We start from the raw sequence: 16,599 nt of genomic DNA on the forward strand, positions 1-16,599 counted from the left end.
TCCCTCGCATTGCGCGGCGAATTGAACAGGAGACCGCCGTTGACTAGCGCCACCGCACCCCGGCCCGCCTCCAAGAGCGTCCGGGATCGGTTGATCGATGCCGCCGAGGTGTGCCTGCGGGCCAAGGGCATCCGCTCGACGACGGTGTCGGAGGTCGCCGAGGTGGCCGGTGTGTCACGGGGCTGGCTCTACCGCCACTTCTCCGACAAGAATTCCCTGCTCGGCGCCGCGATCGTGCGGCTCAATGACGCCTACTGGTCACGCGCGCATGCGGTACTCGAGCAGGTCGAGGGGCTAGACGAGCAAATCGCGGCGGGTGTTCGTCACGGGCGGACCGCGTACGCCGACCCAGGCGCGCTGCTGATGAAGCTGCGCATGGAGGAGCCCGAGGAGTTCGCCGCCTGCGCCGGCGCGGGCGTGCAGGGCCTGGTCCCCGACCTGGGCGAGTTCTGGTCCCGGTACCTGATCGCCGCCAGGGACCGCGGGGAGATACACGCCGACGTGGACGTCGCGGAGGCTTCCGAATGGGTGGCCCGTGCGCTGCTGTCACTGGCCACCGTGCCGGGGCAACGACTCGACCCCGCCGACCACGACGCGGTGCTGGCCCACGTCCGGCGCTACGTCATGCCCGGCCTGCGGGCCGACCCGAGGCTGACCTAGCAGCGCAAAGAGCCCCCGACGAAGGTCGGGGGCTCTTGCGTGTTGGCTGTCTACTGGTTAGTCGGAGTCGGTTCCCGGCGTGTTCTTGGAAACCTGGACGAGGAACTCGTAGTTGTTCTTCGTCTTGCGCAGCTGGCTCATCAGCAGATCGATCGCCTGGTGCGAGTCGAGCCCCGACAACACCCGGCGCAGCTTGTGCACCACGGCGAATTCGTCGGAGGACAGCAGCAGTTCGTCCTTGCGGGTGTTCGACGGGTTGACGTCCACCGCGGGGAAGACCCGGCGCTCGGCGATCTTGCGGTCCAGCTTGAGCTCGGCGTTGCCGGTGCCCTTGAACTCCTCGTAGATGACCGTGTCACCCATCGAACCGGTCTCGACCAGCGCCGTGGCGATGATCGTCAGCGATCCACCGTGCTCGATGTTGCGGGCCGCGCCGAGGAAGCGCTTGGGCGGGTACAGCGCCGTGGAGTCGACGCCACCGGACAGGATCCGGCCCGAGGCGGGCGACGCGTTGTTGTACGCACGGCCGAGCCGGGTGATGGAGTCGAGCAATACGACGACGTCCTTACCCTGCTCGACGAGGCGCTTGGCGCGCTCGATGGCCAACTCCGCGACGGCGGTGTGGTCTGACGGCGGCCGGTCGAAGGTCGAGGCAATGACCTCGCCCTTCACCGAACGCTGCATGTCGGTGACCTCTTCGGGTCGCTCGTCGACCAGCACCACCATGAGGTGGCACTCGGGATTGTTGACGGTGATCGCGTTGGCGATGCTCTGCAGCACCATCGTCTTGCCAGCCTTGGGCGGCGAGACGATCAGCGCACGCTGACCCTTGCCGATCGGCATGATCAGGTCGATGACGCGGGTGGTCAGCCGGTCCGGCGTGGTCTCCAGACGCAGCCGCTGGTTCGGATAGAGCGGCGTCAGCTTCTGGAACTCGGGACGGTTCCTGGCATCCTCGACCGGTCCGCCGTTGACCGAGTCCAGCCGCACCAGCGGATTGAACTTCTGCCGCGGGTTCTGGCTGCTGTTGCCGCCGCCACCGCCCTCGCCTTCACGGGCGACTCGGACGGCGCCGGTGATGGCGTCGCCGCGGCGCAGGCCGTTCTTGCGGACCATGTTCATCGACACGTAGACGTCGTTGGTGCCCGCGAGGTACCCGGAGGTGCGGACGAACGCGTAGTTGTCCAGCACGTCGAGGATGCCCGCGACGGGCTGCACGACGTCGTCCTCGCGGAGCTCGGTGTCGCGGTCGCCTGCGCCGCCACCCTGGGCGTCGCCACGCTCGCCGCGCCGCCTGCGGTCGCGGAACCGGCGGCCACGCCGGCCCTGACGGCCGTCACCGTCGTCGTCATCGTCGTTGTTGTTCGCGTTGGCGTTGTTGTTGTTCGCGTTGCCGTTGTTCGCGTTGGTGTTGCGGTTGTTGGCGTTCGCGTTGTTGTTCGCGTTGCCGTTACCGCCGTCGTTGTTGCCCTTGTTCTGACGGTCGCCGTTGTTCTGACGGTCGCCGTTGTTCTGGCGGTCGCCGTTGCGCCCACCCTCGGACTGGGCACCGTCGCGGCCACGATCGTTCTTCTCGCCGCCTCGGTCGGCCGACTTCTCCTTCGGCTTGTCCTCGGGGGTCTTCTGCTCGACGACCTTCGACTCGGCAGCCTGCTCGTCGGCCTTCTCCGCGGTCTTGGCCGCGGGAGCCTCGGCGGCGGCCTTGACTTCCTGAGTCTTGACTTCCTGAGTCTTGGTCTCCTGAGTCTTGGCGTCGGCGTCCGGCTCGGTGGTGGCCTGCTCACTGGCGGCCTTGGCCTCGGCAGCGGCGGCAGCACCGGCACCGCGCGAGGCACTGCGGCGCTCGCGACGGGCGGGAGCGGTCCGCTCCGGGGCGTCGGCGGCAGGGGCTGCCTGCTCGGCGGCGGGTTCGGTGGCCGCGGGGGCAGCCTTGGCGGCGGCACCGTTGGTCTCACCGCGGTGCTCGCGGATGGCCGCGATCAGCTCACTCTTGCGCATGCCCGAGGAACCCTTGACCCCCAGCTGCCCGGCCAGCGCCCGCAGGTCGGGCAGCACCATCGCAGTCAGGGAGGTGGGGCGATCGCTGGCGGCGGCGACCGTGGTCGCCGGGGTCTCAGCCACGGGAGCGGCAGCCGGCTCGACCGGTGCTTCCGAAACCGCTTCCAGGATTGGTGAATTCACGGGGTTGGACAGGTCGACGTCGTCGCTGCTGCCGTCAGCCGTGATGAGGTCCGTATCAGTCACGGATTTCCTTTCTTTCCCTCACCGATCTGATTCTGCGAGGGTTCGTTGCAGCCAGCTGAGTCCGCTGGATGCCGGGCTACCAAATGCCTAGTGAAAGACCTGGTCCCACAAATGCCTGTGCAACCATTGCCGATGCAACGGTGGTCGCCTGGATTCACCGCGATGCGGTGAATCATGATCCACGATTAGGATTGGTAGTCGTCCTAGTGTAGGCGCAGGCACAGACGCTGCGATTGCTGGACGAAAGCGAGAATAACCCGCATCGCCGCAGGAAGCAAGAACCATGCGTGATTCTCGTGGGGCGTCTGTCAACTCATCGATTCCTTGGCAGACGGCGCGGACTCGCCGCCATTAGGTGTGGCCGCGGCCCAGCTCACGCGCTGGCCGACCGACATCTCGTTGACGGTGAACCCGTGCGCGGCGCCGTACTCGACGACCTCCGCCGGCAGCTCAGCCTCCGTACTCAAGGCGATAACCGCAGGCCCGGCGCCAGAGAGCACCGCTGCCACGCCACAACGGCGCAACGTCTGCAGATATTCCGCCGACGCCGGCATCGCCGCCGCACGCTGCGGCTGATGCAGGCGGTCCTCGGTCGCGGCCATCAGCAGATCGGGCCGTTCGGTGAGGGCCACGACCAGCAGCGCAGCCCGGCTCAGGTTGAAGCGGGCATCGACGTGGCTGACCTGATCGGGAAGCACCGCGCGGGTCTCCGCCGTCGACGAACGCACCAGCGGGATACCCGGGAACAGGTGGATGTCGGGATGCAGCGTCAACCCCGCGGCGCGGTAGCGCGGTGCCGTCGCCGGCCCCTCGGTCCAGGACACCACGGCACCGCCGAGCACGGCCGCCGACGCGTTGTCGGGATGACCCTCGAACTCCGATGAGAGTTGCACCAGTTCGACGTCGGACAATGGTTTCGAATCAGATTGTGCGACAAGGCCATTGGCCACAGCCAGGCCGCCGACCACGGCTGCGGCGGACGAACCGAGACCACGCGAATGCGGAATGGCGTTGCGCGAGCGCACGACCAGTCCCGGCGCGCACATCCCTGCCGCACGCAGGCCGTGTTGGATGGCTCGTACGACGAGGTGCGACGAGTCCAGCGGCACCTGACCGGCGCCCTCCCCCGCTACGTCGATCCGTAGCCCGGATTCCGTTGTCTCGACGTAGATTTCGTCGTACAGACTCAACGCGAGGCCGAGGCTGTCGAAACCGGGACCGAGGTTCGCGCTCGAGGCCGCCACGGTGGCGGTGGCCGCCAACCCAGCGGGCAGGTTCTGCATCACGAAGACGTCACTCCGTCAGACCAGGCCGAGCTCGGCGGCGACCGCGATCGGGTCCACGGCGATGGCCGAGACCGGCGGCAGCTCCTTGAGCGCGGTGTCGGGGTCCTTCAGGCCGTTGCCGGTGACCGTGCACACCACGGTGGAGCCCTTCTGGACCCAGCCGTCCTCGATGGACTTCAGCAGACCGGCGATGCTCGCCGCCGACGCCGGCTCGACGAACACGCCCTCGCTGCGGGCCACCAGGTGGTACGCCGCGAGGATCTCCTCGTCGGTGGCGGCCAGGAACCGGCCGTTGGACTGCTGCTGCGCCTCGACCGCGGAGTTCCACGACGCCGGCGATCCGATCCGGATGGCGGTGGCGATGGTCTCTGGGTGGGGCACGGGCTCACCGGAGACCAGCGGCGCCGCACCAGCGGCCTGGGTGCCGAGCATGCGGGGCAGCTTCTGGGCCAGCCCGTCGCGGTGGTACTCGGAGTAGCCCCGCCAGTAGGCGGTGATGTTGCCGGCGTTGCCCACCGGCAGGGAATGCACGTCGGGTGCTTCGCCGAGGGCGTCGACGATCTCGAACGCCGCCGTCTTCTGACCTTCGATGCGGACGGGGTTGACCGAGTTCACCAGCGCGATGGCCGGGAAGTCGTTGGTGACCTTGCGGACCACCTCGAGGCAGTCGTCGAAGTTGCCGTCGACCTGGATGATCTTGGCGCCGTGCATGACTGCCTGGGCGAGCTTGCCCATCGCGATCTTGCCCTGCGGGATGAGCACCGCGCAGGTGATGCCCGCCCGCGCGGCGTAGGCCGCCGCCGAGGCCGAGGTGTTGCCGGTGGACGCGCACAGCACGGCCTGCTGGCCGCGGGCGATCGCGTCGGTGACGGCCATCGTCATGCCGCGGTCCTTGAACGAACCGGTGGGGTTGAGCCCCTCGACCTTCAGGTGCACCGTGCAACCGGTGAGCTCGGAGATCCGCTTGGCGTGGATGAGCGGCGTGCCACCCTCCAGCAGGGTGATCGGCGTCCAGTCGTCACCGACGGGCAGACGATCCCGGTACGCCGCGATCAGACCCGGCCAGGGGTGGTGGACGGCACCCTTCGCCGTCGCTTCGCTCGCCTGGGTGGTGCGCGGCGCGCTCATTCGGTGGTTCCTTCCAGGCGCAGGACGCTGTTGATGGTCTGCACGACGTCGAGATCGGCCAGGGCGTCGACCGTCTCCGATAGTGCCGCGTCGGTGGCCTGGTGGGTGACCACGACGATGCGGGCGCCGCAGCGCTGCCCACCGCCGTCGACCATGCCCTCCTGGCGCACCTCGGCGATGCTGACCTCGCGCTTGCCGAACTCGGCAGCGACCGCGGACAGTACGCCCGGCCGGTCGGCGACGTTCATGCTCACGTAGTACCGCGTCGGGATGAACCCGATGGGTGCGATCGGCAGCTGCGCGTACTTGGATTCGCGCGGTCCGAGACCGCCCTGTACCCGGTTGCGTGCCGCCATGACCAGGTCCCCCATCACCGCTGATGCCGTGGGCGCGCCACCGGCGCCCTGACCGTAGAACATCAGCCGGCCGGCAGCCTCGGCTTCGACGACGACGGCGTTGAAGGCACCGTTGACCGATGCCAGCGGGTGTTCGCGGGGCACCAACGCCGGGTAGACGCGTGCCGAGACCCGCTGCTGGCCTTCGTCGTTGACGATGCGCTCACAGATCGCCAGCAACTTGATGGTGCAGCCGAGCGCCCGGGCCGACTCGAAGTCCTCCGAGCTGACCTTGGTGATGCCCTCGCGGTAGACGTCGTCGGCGGTCACCCGGGTGTGGAACGCGATGGACGCGAGGATCGCAGCCTTGGCCGCGGCGTCGTAACCCTCGACGTCGGCGGTCGGGTCGGCTTCGGCGTAGCCGAGCGCGCTGGCGTCGGCCAGGGCGGCGGAGTAGTCGGCGCCCGTCTCGTCCATCGCCGAGAGGATGTAATTGGTGGTGCCGTTGACGATCCCCGCGACGCGGATCACGGTGTCGCCCGCCAGCGACTGGGTCAGCGGGCGGATCACCGGGATGGCGCCGGCGACGGCGGCCTCGAAGTACAGGTCGGCGCGGGCGGTCTCGGCGGCCTGGGCGAGCTCGCCGGTGGACTGCGCCATCAGTGCCTTGTTGGCGGTGACTACCGACTTGCCGCGCTCGAGTGCGGCGAGGATCGCCTTGCGGGCGGGCTCGACGGGTCCCATCAGTTCCACCACGATGTCGACGTCGTCGCGCGACACCAGCGCATCGACGTCGTCGGTCAGCAGCTCGACGGGGACGCCGCGGTCGTCGGCGACCCGCCGGACGCCGATGCCGCGTAGCTCCAGCGGCGCACCGATGCGGGCCGCCAGATCTGGAGCGCTCTCCTCGATGATCCGTACGACTTCACTTCCGACGTTGCCGAGCCCCAATACTGCGACACCGACCGGCTTTTCATTGTCAACCATTAGTTGGTCACCTCCAGGCTCAAGAGATCGTCCACCGTCTCGCGGCGCAGGATCAGGCGCGACGCACCGTCACGCACCGCCACCACGGCAGGACGGCCGAGCAGGTTGTACCTGCTCGACATGGAATAGCAGTACGCCCCCGTCGCTGCGACCCCGATCAGGTCACCGGGGGCGAGGTCATCGGACACCCACGTGTCCCGCACGACGATGTCGCCGCTCTCGCAGTGCTTTCCGACGATGCGAGCCAGTGCGGGCGCGCCGTCGCTGACGCGCGACACCAGCCGGGCGTCGTACTCCGCGGCGTAGAGGGAGGTGCGGATGTTGTCGCTCATCCCGCCGTCGACGCTGACGTAGCGGCGGTGCGCGGTCTGACTGACCGCGACGTCCTTGACGGTCCCCACCTCGTAGAGGGTGATCGTGCCGGGGCCTGCGATGGCGCGACCGGGCTCGACGACCAGCGTCGGCGCGGGCAGTCCGACCGCGGCCGACTCGTTGACCACGATGGCGCCGATCTTGGCGGCCAGGTCCTCCATGGGCGGCGGATCGTCCTGCGGTAGATACGAGATGCCAAGTCCACCACCGAGATCCACGATCGACATCTGCGATGTCTTGTCGACTCCGAACTCGGCGACGACGTCGCGCAGCAGCCCGATGACCCGGTGAGCGGCCAGCTCGAAGCCGGCGACGTCGAAGATCTGCGAACCGATGTGACTGTGCAGCCCGACCAGGCGAAGGTGCTCGGCGGCGAAGACCTTGCGGATGGCGTCCATGGCGGCACCGCTGGCCAGCGACAGGCCGAACTTCTGGTCCTCGTGGGCGGTCGAGATGAACTCGTGGGTATGCGCTTCGACACCGACCGTGACGCGCACCAGCACGTCCTGCAGCACACCGGCCTCACCGGCGATGGCGTCGAGTCGATCGACCTCGGTGAGCGAGTCCAGCACGACGTGCTCGACCCCGGCCTTGACCGCCATCTCGAGCTCGGCGATCGACTTGTTGTTGCCGTGCAGGGCGATTCGCTGCGGCGGGAAGTTCGCGTTGAGCGCGACGGCGAGCTCGCCACCGCTGGCCACGTCGAGGGACAGCCCCTCCTGGTCGATCCAGCGCGCGATCTCGCTGCAGAGGAAGGCCTTGGCGGCGTAGCGGACGTGCTCGCCGCCGCCGAACGCGGCGGCAATGTCGCGGCAGCGGGAGCGGAAGTCGTCCTCGTCGATGACGAACAGCGGCGTGCCGTACTCGGCGGCCAGCTGGGTGACGGGCACACCGGCCACCGACACCTCACCATCGGCGCCGCGAACGGCGTTGCGCGGCCACACGTTCGGCGCCAGGGCGAGCATCTGTTCGGCACTACTGGGGCAGACGGGCGTGTTGCCGTGGCGGGTGTCCTCGGCATGGCGGGGACCAGCGGGGTGAGCCATCACATGCGCTCCGGCGCACCGACGCCGAGGATCTGCAGGCCGTTGGCGATGACCTGGCGGGTGGCCTGGCACAGCGCCAGCCGCGCGGCGTGCAGGTCCGTCGGATCCTCGTCGCCCTGAGGCAGCACGCGGCAGGAGTCGTAGAACCGGTGGTAGTCGCCGGCTAGGTCCTCCAGGTAGCGGCACACCCGGTGCGGTTCGCGAAGGGAGGCCGCGGTCTTGAGCACCCTGGGGAAGTCGCCGATGGTGCGCATCAGCGTGCCCTCCCGGTCGTGGGTGAGCAGGTCCAGGTGCGCGGTGCTGGCGACGATGCCGAGTTCGGCAGCGCTGCGGGCCAGGGCCGAGAGCCGCGCGTGCGCGTATTGCACGTAGTAGACCGGGTTCTCGCTCGACGCGCTGGACCACAGAGCCAGGTCGATGTCGATCGGGGTGTCCACGGAGCTGCGGATCAGCACGTAGCGCGCCGCGTCGACGCCGATGGCCTCGACGAGGTCGTCGAGGGTGATGACGGTGCCGGCGCGCTTGCTCATCCGCATCGGCTGGCCGTCGCGGACCAGGTTGACCATCTGGCCGATCAGCACCTCGACGGTGTCGGGATCGTCACCGAGGGCGGCGGCGGCGGCCTTGAGCCGGGCGATGTAGCCGTGGTGGTCGGCGCCGAGCATGTAGATGCACAGGTCGAAACCGCGCTGGCGCTTGTCCAGGTAGTACGCCAGGTCGCCGGCGATGTAGGCGGGGTTGCCGTCGCTCTTGATGACGACGCGGTCCTTGTCGTCACCGAACTCGGTGGTGCGCAACCACGTTGCGCCGTCCTTCTCGTAGATGTTGCCGGTCTCGCGCAGCTTGGCGATGGCCTGCTCCACCCGGCCGGAGGTGTGCATCGAGTCTTCGTGGGTGTAGACGTCGAAGTCGGTGCCGAAGTCGTGCAGCGAAGACTTGATGTGGGTGAACATCAGGTCCACGCCGATGGCCCGGAACGTCTCGCGCTGCTGCTCGTCGGACTGGCTGAGCACGTCGGGGGCGGCGGCCAGTACCTGCTGGGCGATCTCGACGATGTAGTTGCCCGCGTAGCCGTCCTCGGGCGTGGGCTCTCCCTTGGCCGAGGCGATCAGCGAGTTGGCGAACCGGTCGATCTGGGTGCCGTGGTCGTTGAAGTAGTACTCCCGCACCACGCCGGCGCCCTGGGTGGACAGCAGCCGGCCCAGCGCGTCGCCGACGGCCGCCCAGCGGGTGCCGCCGATGTGGATGGGGCCGGTGGGGTTGGCCGAGACGAACTCGAGGTTGATCTTCTGGCCCGCCAGCTCGGCCGAACCGCCGTAGGACGCCCCGGCCGCGATGACGTCGACGACGACAACGCCCTGCGCGGAGGCCTCGATGCGCAGGTTGACGAAGCCGGGCCCGGCGACGTCGGCGCCGGCGATGCCGTCGGTATCGGCCAGCGCGGCGGCCAGCCAGCCGGCCAGCTCACGTGGATTGGTGCCGACCTTCTTGCCCAGCTGAAGGGCCAGGTTGGTGGCGTAGTCGCCGTGCTCGGGGTTTCGCGGCCGCTCCACGGTCACCACGTCGGGCAGGGCGGCGGTGTCGAGCCCGTGCTCGGCCAGAACCGCGGCAGCGGTGGTCTTGAGCAGCTCGGCCAGATCGGCTGGGGTCACGAGGGACCATCCTATGGTCTGAGGTGGTCACCGCCCGAATCCTTATCTCCCCACCCGGGACGAGAACCACCCGCCGCCGATGCGTTAGGCTGTCCACGCCCAACGGCGCAGCGGAGTCTTCTCCTCCCGCGCCCCCGTAGCTCAGGGGATAGAGCGTCTGCCTCCGGAGCAGAAGGCCGCAGGTTCGAATCCTGCCGGGGGCACCACGCTGACCGGCGAAAGCAAGTCTCTTTGGCTGGCCGTCCCCGGCGGCGACGGCACTGGTCTGGCGTTGACCGCACCTCAGCTGTTGACGGGCGGATATTGGCGTGCCCAATCGACCACCTGCTGACCGCCCTGGCTGATGTCGCCCCCGAAGTCGTCGAGTTGCATGCACATCCTCATCAGACCCGATGGGATGTGCGCCGGGTTGGTGTCCTCCCACCACTGGACGCCGTCGACGTAGGTGGCAATCCGCTGGGGGCTCCACTCGACGGCCCAGCTATGCCACTGCGTGGCGTCCATCGAGGTATGGCCCGCTACCTGTTTGGTGGACGGGAAGTGTACGAAGGCGTCAACCCGCTGCCGCGTGGGATCGGAGATCTCCATGAAGTCGATTTCGCTTCCATCTTGGCGGCTCGGCCAGAGCAAGAGCACGGAGTGGTAGTTCGGTGACGCCGGCGGCGACTTCACGCACACTTCCCAGCGGCCGTACGTCTGCCCGGGGCTCCATGACATTCCTTCGGAATTGCCATGAGCGTCACCCGTGATCGTCAGCAAGCCGTCGGCGACGGAAACCGCGCTGGGGGTTCGGCGTCCGTTTCCGTCGTGTCCTGGTCCGTCGTACAGGTTCCAACCGGCAAGAGACGATGGCGCGTCGAAATCGTCGGATTGGTTTGGCGCACCCCAGTCGTGCGCGGCTGCCGCAGTCGCGGGGCAGTTATCGGCGGCCAGCGCGGGCGCCGGATGGCAGATCACTCCCGCGGCGACGCATAGCACCGCGCCCAACGACGCGAGGACGGTGCGGGACGAACCGCGAGGCTTGCCACTCATGTCGTCGCACCTCCTTCGCCGCGCGGTCGATGCTGGAAACCGAGCGGCGCCTTCCTGCGGATCGTAGCTCTGCGCACATCCTCGCCGGAGCGACTCGTGAATGACGCGCTCGTGGACGCCGGTAGCGCCCGATGTCGGCTCCGATCGAGAAGTGAGCACCCAGCTGGTTGGCATTGATCACTGTGGATAGCGGGGCGAGGTTCACCGAGACGCGCTAGTCGAAGTCCTTGACCACCTCGGCCACCCGCCGCAGCTGGTCGATGTTCGAGCTCGTCGGGATGAGGTGTACCTCGTCGGTGCCGATGTCCTCGAAGCGGCGCAAGGTGTCGTGCAGCTCGTCGTCGGTGCCCGCCCACCCCGTGGTCGGCGCCATCGCATCGACGAACTCGGCCGGAATCCAGTTCATGTAGCGCCGCAGGTGGCGGTGCACCTGGGCGCGCGGCTCGTCACCCTCGCCGACGGCGAACCAGAACGACGTCGCCAGGTGCGGCGCGGGCTTGCCGGCTGCGCTCCACGCGGCGCGCGCGACGTCGAACAGCTCGTCCTGCTTGGTCACGTCGAGATCCAGGGTAGTGCCGGCCATCCCGTCGGCCCACGCCGCCGCACTGCGCACCGTCTTGGGACCGATGGTGCCGACCATCAGCTTCGGACCGCCGACCTGCACCGGCGCCGGGCCGACCGGCAGCACCGACTCGGTGATCTTCTCCCCTGCCCACACCCGCTTCATCGTCGCCACGCGCTCGGCCATGCCCCGCATCGTCTGGGCCGAGAAGTCCGCGCCGACGGCGTCGTAGTCCTCCTGGCGTCCACCGACACCGATGCCGACCGTGAGCCGCCCTCCGCTGAGCATGTCGCCCGTGGCCAGCGCCTTCGCCAGCATCACCGGGTCGTGCAGCTGGGGCACTATCACCGTGGTCACCAATCGCACCCGGTCCGTCCACGCCGACAGCGCGCCCAGCAGCGTCAACGATTCGGGGTTGTCGAACGCGATGCGCTCCCCCCAGCACAGCGAGCTGAACGGCCCACCGTCGACGACCCTGGCCCACGCCTTCAGCACCGACGCGTCGAGGTTGGGTTCCATCACCGGCAGGGTCATCCCGATTCGCACGCCCGGATTCTGGCATGCAGCGACGTCGCCGCGGAGCCGATCAGTCGCCATGACAGCATGGGCCGGATGGCGATCAACGCGAACTCCGTGGCCCACGTCCGGCTCACGGTCACCGACATCGGTCGGTCCCGGCAGTTCTACGACAGCGTGTTCGGGTGGCCGGTCGCACTCGAGGTGCCCGCCGACGCCGACCAAGCGACTCGCGAACGGCTGAGCTTCCTGTTCGGCGGGGTGCTCTACGACCTGGGCGACTGCCTCGTCGGGCTGCGTCCGGTGGCCACCGACCGGTTCGACGAGGACCGCGTCGGTCTCGACCACCTGTGCCTGAAGGTGGCCTCCCACGACGAACTCCAGTCGGCCGCAGCACTTCTCGACGAGCTGGGCGTCGCCCACGGACCGATCAAGGACATCGGCCGCTCCTTCATCCTGGAATTTCGCGACCCGGACCACATCGCGCTGGAGTTGACCGCCCCGAAGTGACTCACCGGCGCAGGCCGACGACCTCGCGCAGCTCCGAGCGATGCACCACCCAGATAGGCGGTGATGCCGAGCGCGCCCAGCACCGCGTTGCGCGGGACGGCATAGAGCACCACGCAGACCGCCAGCACCACACCCATCACCAGTGCCTGACCGACCGGAAAGCCCCACGCCGCCGTGCCCTCCTCGACCTGCGGAAGCCGGCCAGCTTGCCGATGGCGTCGAATGCCAGGAAGGCGCCGACCAGCACGCTGATCGCGACGCCCCGCGAAACTCATCGCGGGGGTTATCCCCCACCGATCTCGCGGGAAAACGCCATACCGGCGCGGCGCGCGACTCCCTAGGTTGGAACGCATGGTCGCCCTGACACTCGATGAACCGCTCGCCCGCCAGCCCGCCGCCGTGACCGGTAAGCGCATCGGTGTGGTGCCATCGGCGTCGATGGTGGTCGGTGCCGCGATTGGCGTGGTGTGGTTCTGGATTCCACTGGGGTTGCTGATCGTCGGGGTCTCCTCGATTCCCTCGGTCATCGGATTCGTGCTGTCCGCAATCGTCTTCGTCTATCTGGTACGCGGAATCCAATGGGTCGAACGCCTCCGCAGCGAAGCCGTCTTCGGCTTCGGCATCCCCGTTCCACCGCGAAGGATCGCTCTCGACAACGGTTTTCAACGCTGGGCTCACCAGCTGTGGTTGGACGTCAGCAGTGCGTGGTTCTGGAAGGGCTTCGCCCACCACTATCTTCGGTTGACCTACGACCTGCTCGCGACGGGTGTGGCCCTTGCGCTGCTAGTGTTCGCCTTCGGTGCGCCGGCCGTCGCCACCGCGATCTCCCACAGCGACGCCCGGGCCGGTCTGTGGTTCGTCTCGCCGCCGCTGGCGTGGCTGCTGGCAGTGGTCGCCCTGGTCGCCGCCGTGGCCATCGTGGTGTTCGCCCCGCTGCTCGACGCGGCGATCGACCGCTGGCTTCTGCCGCCGTCGGCAACCTCCGCGCTGCAGCACGAGGTCAGTGCACTCAGCGATGCCCGCCGCGGCGCGGTGTCGTCGGCCCAGACCGAGCGCCACCGCATCGAGCGCGACCTGCACGACAGTGTCCAGCCTCGCCTGGTGTCGCTGGCCATGACGATCGGGCTGGCCCAGACCAAGCTGGACACCGATCTACCGCAGGCCAAGGCGCTCATCGCCGAGGCGCACGACGACGCCAAGAACGCGCTCCTCGAGCTGCGCAACGTGGTGCGTGGCATCGCCCCGACGATCCTGACCGACCGCGGCCTGGACGCCGCCCTGTCCTCGGTGGCGCAACGCAGCGAGACCTCGGGCGTGCCAACGTCGTTGAACGTCCACCTGCCACGGCGGCTTCCCGACGAGGTCGAGTCGGTCGCCTACTTCGTGGTCGCCGAGGCACTGACCAACGTCGCCAAGCACGCGCGGGCCACCCAGGCCGTGGTGACCGTCCGGTTCGACGAGGCCAGCCGGACACTGTACGTCTCGGTGTTCGACGACGGGGTGGGTGGCGCGTCGGCCTCCGACGGTGACGACGCGACGGGCCTGCGCGGGCTCGGCGAACGGGTGCGCGCCGCCCGCGGCACCTTCGAGGTATTCAGTCCCGCAACCGGTTCCACGATCGTGACGGCGGTGCTGCCATGCGCATCGTGATCGCCGAGGACTCGGCCCTGCTGCGCGCCGGTATCGAACGCGTCCTGACCGACGCGGGTCACGACGTCGTCGCGGCGGTCTCCGATGCCACCGACCTGCTGCGCATCGTCAACGAGTCGCAACCGGATCTGGCGATCCTCGACGTCCGGATGCCCCCGACGTTCACCGACGAGGGCATCCGCGCGGCGGCGCTGCTGCGCAGCCAGAATCCCGAGTCACCGGTGCTGGTCCTGTCGCACTACGTCGAGGAGCGCTACGCCGCGGACCTGATCGCCTCGGACACCAGGGGGTTCGGCTACCTGCTCAAGGACCGGGTGGCCGACGTGCCGTCGTTCCTCGATGCGGTCGGCGTGGTCGGCGGCGGGGGCACGGTGCTCGACCCCGAGGTGGTGTCGCAGATCCTGGTGCGGTCGCGCCAGCGCGCCACGCTGGACGCGCTCACCCCGCGCGAGCTGGAGGTCCTGCAGCTGATGGCGGAGGGCCGGGCGAACTCGGCGATCGCCGCGGCGCTGCACGTCTCGGTCGGCTCGGCCGAGAAGCACATCGCCTCGATCTTCGCCAAGTTGGGCCTGGCTCCCGACGAGAGCGAGAACCGCCGCGTGCTGGCCGTCCTGCGCTACCTCGAATCCTGAACCATCGAAAGGGTTTCCGATGACCACCCCCACCCTGAGTGCACCTCCGCCGGCCACCGAGTCCCCGCAGTTGAGCCCCGGTGGCCGCACCGCCATCCGGGCCATCCTCGTCCTCGCCGCGGCACTGCTCGTCGTGGGTTGCGTGGCCGGGCTCGGCGCCACGTCGTGGGGCATCGGGTCGCTTCGCGTCGCCGCCGACGAGAAGGTGCTGCCCGCCGACGCCAGGACGCTGGTGCTCGACGTCGGCGACGTGCCCGCCGCGGTCCGGATCGTCGCCGACCGCGACGCCCGCGAGCCCCGCGTGCGGATGCGGGTGCTCAACTCCTCGCGCTCGGATGACCGCAACCTCGTCGTCAGCCGGGATGGGGCGGCCACCCGCGTCACCATCGACGCCGCGCCGGCGTCGTCGCTCACCCGATGGGAAGCCGCACCGCTGCTGGTGGACAGCGCCGGTGAGATCACCGTGACGCTGCCACCCGAGCAGGCCCGGCAGTTGTCGCTGACCGTGTACCAGAACCGCGGAGTGCTGGTGACCGAGACCGACCTGGACCAGCTCGACGTCAAGGGCACCAACGGTGACGTCGTGCTGGGCGGCGGGGCGCGGCGGGCCGAGATCCACACCCGCAAGGGTGACGTGGCCAGCCACGGGCCGGTGTCGGTGACCGAGTCGTTCGTCGCCGAGTCCGTCGATGGTGACCTGTCGGTCGACTTCGCCGACGTCGCGCCGCAGACGCTGCGAGCCGTCACCAGCACCGGCGACATCACGGTGTCGCTACCCCAGCCCGGCCCCTACCTGGTGAACGCCTCGGGCGACTCGTCCAGCGTCCGGGTGCCACAGACCAACGACCCTGCCAGGGCGGTGGCCACGGTCACGGCGCGCTCGGACGTGGGCGACGTCGCGGTGGAGAGCTCACATCGGCGGTGACGGCGTTCGGCATCAGACCAGCGCGGCCATGATGTCGGCCACCGACCCCGTCGTGGCCTGGCGAAAACCGGTGCCGGCCCACACGTTCGCGGCGTGCGGGTCACCGGCGCGGACCGAGGCCGCCCGCACCGGGCTCGTCAGGTAGTGCACTTCCGGGTATCCCAGCGGTGCCTGTCCGTCGTGCTCGTCGATGAAGCGGTTGCGCAACCCGCGCGCGTAGCGGCCCGAGAAGCACCGCGTGACGACCGTCTCGGTGAACTGCGGATCCCGAAGCGCGGCCCGATGCACCGGGGTGCTGCCCGCCTCGTCGGCCAGCAGGAACGCGGTGCCCAGTTGCGCGGCCACCGCGCCACCCACCAGGACGTCGGCCACGTCCACCGCGGTCATCAAGCCACCCGCGGCGATCACCGGCACGTCGAGCGCAACACTCGTCGCGTGCAGCAGCTGATCGAGCGGCTGGGTCGGCGGGGTGACTTCGGGGTCGAGCGTCCCGCGGTGGCCACCCGCCTCGGGGCCCTGCACGGCGACGGCATCGACGCCGCGGTCCACGGCCAGCTCCGCCTCGGCCAGCGTGGTCACGGTGGCGACCGTCGTGATCCCGGCCGCACTCAGGCGGGCGCAGTCGGCCGCGTCCGGCAGGCCGAAGGTGAACGACACGACTTCGGGGGCAAGGTCGAGGACCACCTCGAGCTTGGCGGCCCACTGGTCGTCGTCGAAGCGGGCGTCACCCAGACCGACGCCGTAGCGTTCGGACTCCCCCGCGAGCTCCCTGGCGTACTGGCGGATCGCCTCCGGCCGCGCCGCGCTCGCCCGGACGACGAACAGGTTGACCCCCAACGGGCCGGTGGTCAGCGCACGCGCCGCGCTGATGCGCTCGGCCAGCACCTCCGCGGTCAGGTAGCCGGCGGCCAGGAAGCCAAGCCCGCCGGCGTTGGACCCCGCAGCGGCCAGCTCGGGTGTCGTCGGGCCGCCTGCCATCGGGGCGACGATCACCGGCTTGTCGAGCGAGCGCATGTCGAAGCCCATCGAGCCATCCTGCAACGCCGCGACCGCCGCGAACAA

14 protein-coding genes and 1 tRNA gene are annotated in these 16,599 nt (G+C 69.2%); 6 read left to right on the plus strand and 9 right to left on the minus strand.

Annotated features, from left to right (window positions below; translation table 11 throughout):
* The first annotated feature begins 39 nt into the window (after positions 1–39).
* Complete coding sequence (locus SBI80_RS25595) at positions 40–660, plus strand: TetR/AcrR family transcriptional regulator (protein WP_318977684.1); 621 nt, start codon at positions 40–42, stop codon at positions 658–660.
* Positions 661–717: 57 nt separating this feature from the next.
* On the opposite strand, the gene rho is transcribed toward SBI80_RS25595, so the two are convergent.
* The 6 genes from rho to argS all read right to left on the minus strand — a co-directional run bounded on the left by rho (position 718) and on the right by argS (position 9,710).
* Entirely contained in the window at positions 718–2,904 is a 2,187-nt protein-coding gene (rho, locus tag SBI80_RS25600; protein WP_318977686.1) for a transcription termination factor Rho, read from the minus strand.
* Positions 2,905–3,212: 308 nt separating this feature from the next.
* A complete protein-coding gene (gene thrB, locus SBI80_RS25605) occupies positions 3,213–4,190 on the minus strand; it encodes a homoserine kinase (RefSeq protein WP_318977687.1) in 978 nt (325 codons plus the stop codon).
* 15 nt (positions 4,191–4,205) lie between these two features.
* The gene (gene thrC, locus SBI80_RS25610; RefSeq protein ID WP_318977689.1) at positions 4,206–5,318 is read right to left on the minus strand and encodes a threonine synthase; all 1,113 of its coding nucleotides are present in this window, start codon (positions 5,316–5,318) and stop codon (positions 4,206–4,208) included.
* Positions 5,315–6,640, minus strand: a complete 1,326-nt coding sequence (locus tag SBI80_RS25615) for a homoserine dehydrogenase (protein ID WP_318977691.1) — start codon at positions 6,638–6,640, stop codon at positions 5,315–5,317. Before SBI80_RS25615 ends, thrC begins: the two co-directional genes overlap by 4 nt.
* Positions 6,640–8,061: a diaminopimelate decarboxylase gene (gene lysA / locus SBI80_RS25620; protein ID WP_318977692.1), complete on the minus strand. Its 1,422-nt coding sequence runs from the start codon at positions 8,059–8,061 to the stop codon at positions 6,640–6,642. Before lysA ends, SBI80_RS25615 begins: the two co-directional genes overlap by 1 nt.
* Complete coding sequence (argS, locus tag SBI80_RS25625) at positions 8,058–9,710, minus strand: arginine--tRNA ligase (RefSeq protein ID WP_318977694.1); 1,653 nt, start codon at positions 9,708–9,710, stop codon at positions 8,058–8,060. Before argS ends, lysA begins: the two co-directional genes overlap by 4 nt.
* Before the next feature lie 130 nt (positions 9,711–9,840).
* Between argS and SBI80_RS25630 the strand changes: the two genes are divergently transcribed.
* Positions 9,841–9,916: transfer RNA gene (locus SBI80_RS25630), tRNA-Arg, on the plus strand.
* 76 nt (positions 9,917–9,992) lie between these two features.
* Here SBI80_RS25630 and SBI80_RS25635 read toward each other — a convergent pair.
* Together SBI80_RS25635 and SBI80_RS25640 are read right to left on the minus strand one after the other, a co-directional pair.
* Positions 9,993–10,742 carry a glycoside hydrolase family 16 protein gene (locus SBI80_RS25635; protein ID WP_318977696.1) on the minus strand — a complete coding sequence of 250 codons (750 nt, stop codon included), beginning with the start codon at positions 10,740–10,742 and terminating at the stop codon, positions 9,993–9,995.
* Between the two features lie 214 nt (positions 10,743–10,956).
* The gene (locus SBI80_RS25640; RefSeq protein WP_318977799.1) at positions 10,957–11,838 is read right to left on the minus strand and encodes an LLM class flavin-dependent oxidoreductase; all 882 of its coding nucleotides are present in this window, start codon (positions 11,836–11,838) and stop codon (positions 10,957–10,959) included.
* A gap of 78 nt (positions 11,839–11,916) precedes the next feature.
* Between SBI80_RS25640 and SBI80_RS25645 the strand changes: the two genes are divergently transcribed.
* From SBI80_RS25645 to SBI80_RS25665, 4 genes are all read left to right on the plus strand, one after another.
* Positions 11,917–12,330, plus strand: coding sequence for a VOC family protein (locus tag SBI80_RS25645; RefSeq protein ID WP_318977698.1), 414 nt, complete (start codon positions 11,917–11,919; stop codon positions 12,328–12,330).
* Between the two features lie 351 nt (positions 12,331–12,681).
* The gene (locus SBI80_RS25655; RefSeq protein WP_318977700.1) at positions 12,682–13,980 is read left to right on the plus strand and encodes a sensor histidine kinase; all 1,299 of its coding nucleotides are present in this window, start codon (positions 12,682–12,684) and stop codon (positions 13,978–13,980) included.
* Positions 13,968–14,612 carry a response regulator transcription factor gene (locus tag SBI80_RS25660; RefSeq protein ID WP_318977702.1) on the plus strand — a complete coding sequence of 215 codons (645 nt, stop codon included), beginning with the start codon at positions 13,968–13,970 and terminating at the stop codon, positions 14,610–14,612. Before SBI80_RS25655 ends, SBI80_RS25660 begins: the two co-directional genes overlap by 13 nt.
* A gap of 19 nt (positions 14,613–14,631) precedes the next feature.
* A complete protein-coding gene (locus SBI80_RS25665; protein WP_318977703.1) occupies positions 14,632–15,537 on the plus strand; it encodes a DUF4097 family beta strand repeat-containing protein in 906 nt (301 codons plus the stop codon).
* A gap of 12 nt (positions 15,538–15,549) precedes the next feature.
* On the opposite strand, the gene SBI80_RS25670 is transcribed toward SBI80_RS25665, so the two are convergent.
* Positions 15,550–16,563: a nitronate monooxygenase gene (locus tag SBI80_RS25670; RefSeq protein ID WP_318977705.1), complete on the minus strand. Its 1,014-nt coding sequence runs from the start codon at positions 16,561–16,563 to the stop codon at positions 15,550–15,552.
* Positions 16,564–16,599: the final 36 nt, after the last annotated feature.

The sequence above is a fragment of the Mycolicibacterium sichuanense genome (genome assembly GCF_033741125.1).
In the GTDB taxonomy this organism is placed as follows: Bacteria; Actinomycetota; Actinomycetes; order Mycobacteriales; family Mycobacteriaceae; genus Mycobacterium.

What these genes read in the sequence shown, in the direction of transcription:
- thrC (WP_318977689.1), bottom strand. Translation starts at nt 5,318, where the DNA reads ATGAGCGCGCCGCGCACCACCCAGGCGAGCGAAGCGACGGCGAAGGGT.
- SBI80_RS25615 (WP_318977691.1), bottom strand. Translation starts at nt 6,640, where the DNA reads ATGGTTGACAATGAAAAGCCGGTCGGTGTCGCAGTATTGGGGCTCGGC.
- SBI80_RS25635 (WP_318977696.1), bottom strand. Translation starts at nt 10,742, where the DNA reads ATGAGTGGCAAGCCTCGCGGTTCGTCCCGCACCGTCCTCGCGTCGTTG.
- SBI80_RS25640 (WP_318977799.1), bottom strand. Translation starts at nt 11,838, where the DNA reads ATGACCCTGCCGGTGATGGAACCCAACCTCGACGCGTCGGTGCTGAAG.
- SBI80_RS25645 (WP_318977698.1), top strand. Translation starts at nt 11,917, where the DNA reads ATGGCGATCAACGCGAACTCCGTGGCCCACGTCCGGCTCACGGTCACC.
- SBI80_RS25655 (WP_318977700.1), top strand. Translation starts at nt 12,682, where the DNA reads ATGGTCGCCCTGACACTCGATGAACCGCTCGCCCGCCAGCCCGCCGCC.
- SBI80_RS25660 (WP_318977702.1), top strand. Translation starts at nt 13,968, where the DNA reads ATGCGCATCGTGATCGCCGAGGACTCGGCCCTGCTGCGCGCCGGTATC.
- SBI80_RS25665 (WP_318977703.1), top strand. Translation starts at nt 14,632, where the DNA reads ATGACCACCCCCACCCTGAGTGCACCTCCGCCGGCCACCGAGTCCCCG.
- SBI80_RS25670 (WP_318977705.1), bottom strand. Translation starts at nt 16,563, where the DNA reads ATGGGCTTCGACATGCGCTCGCTCGACAAGCCGGTGATCGTCGCCCCG.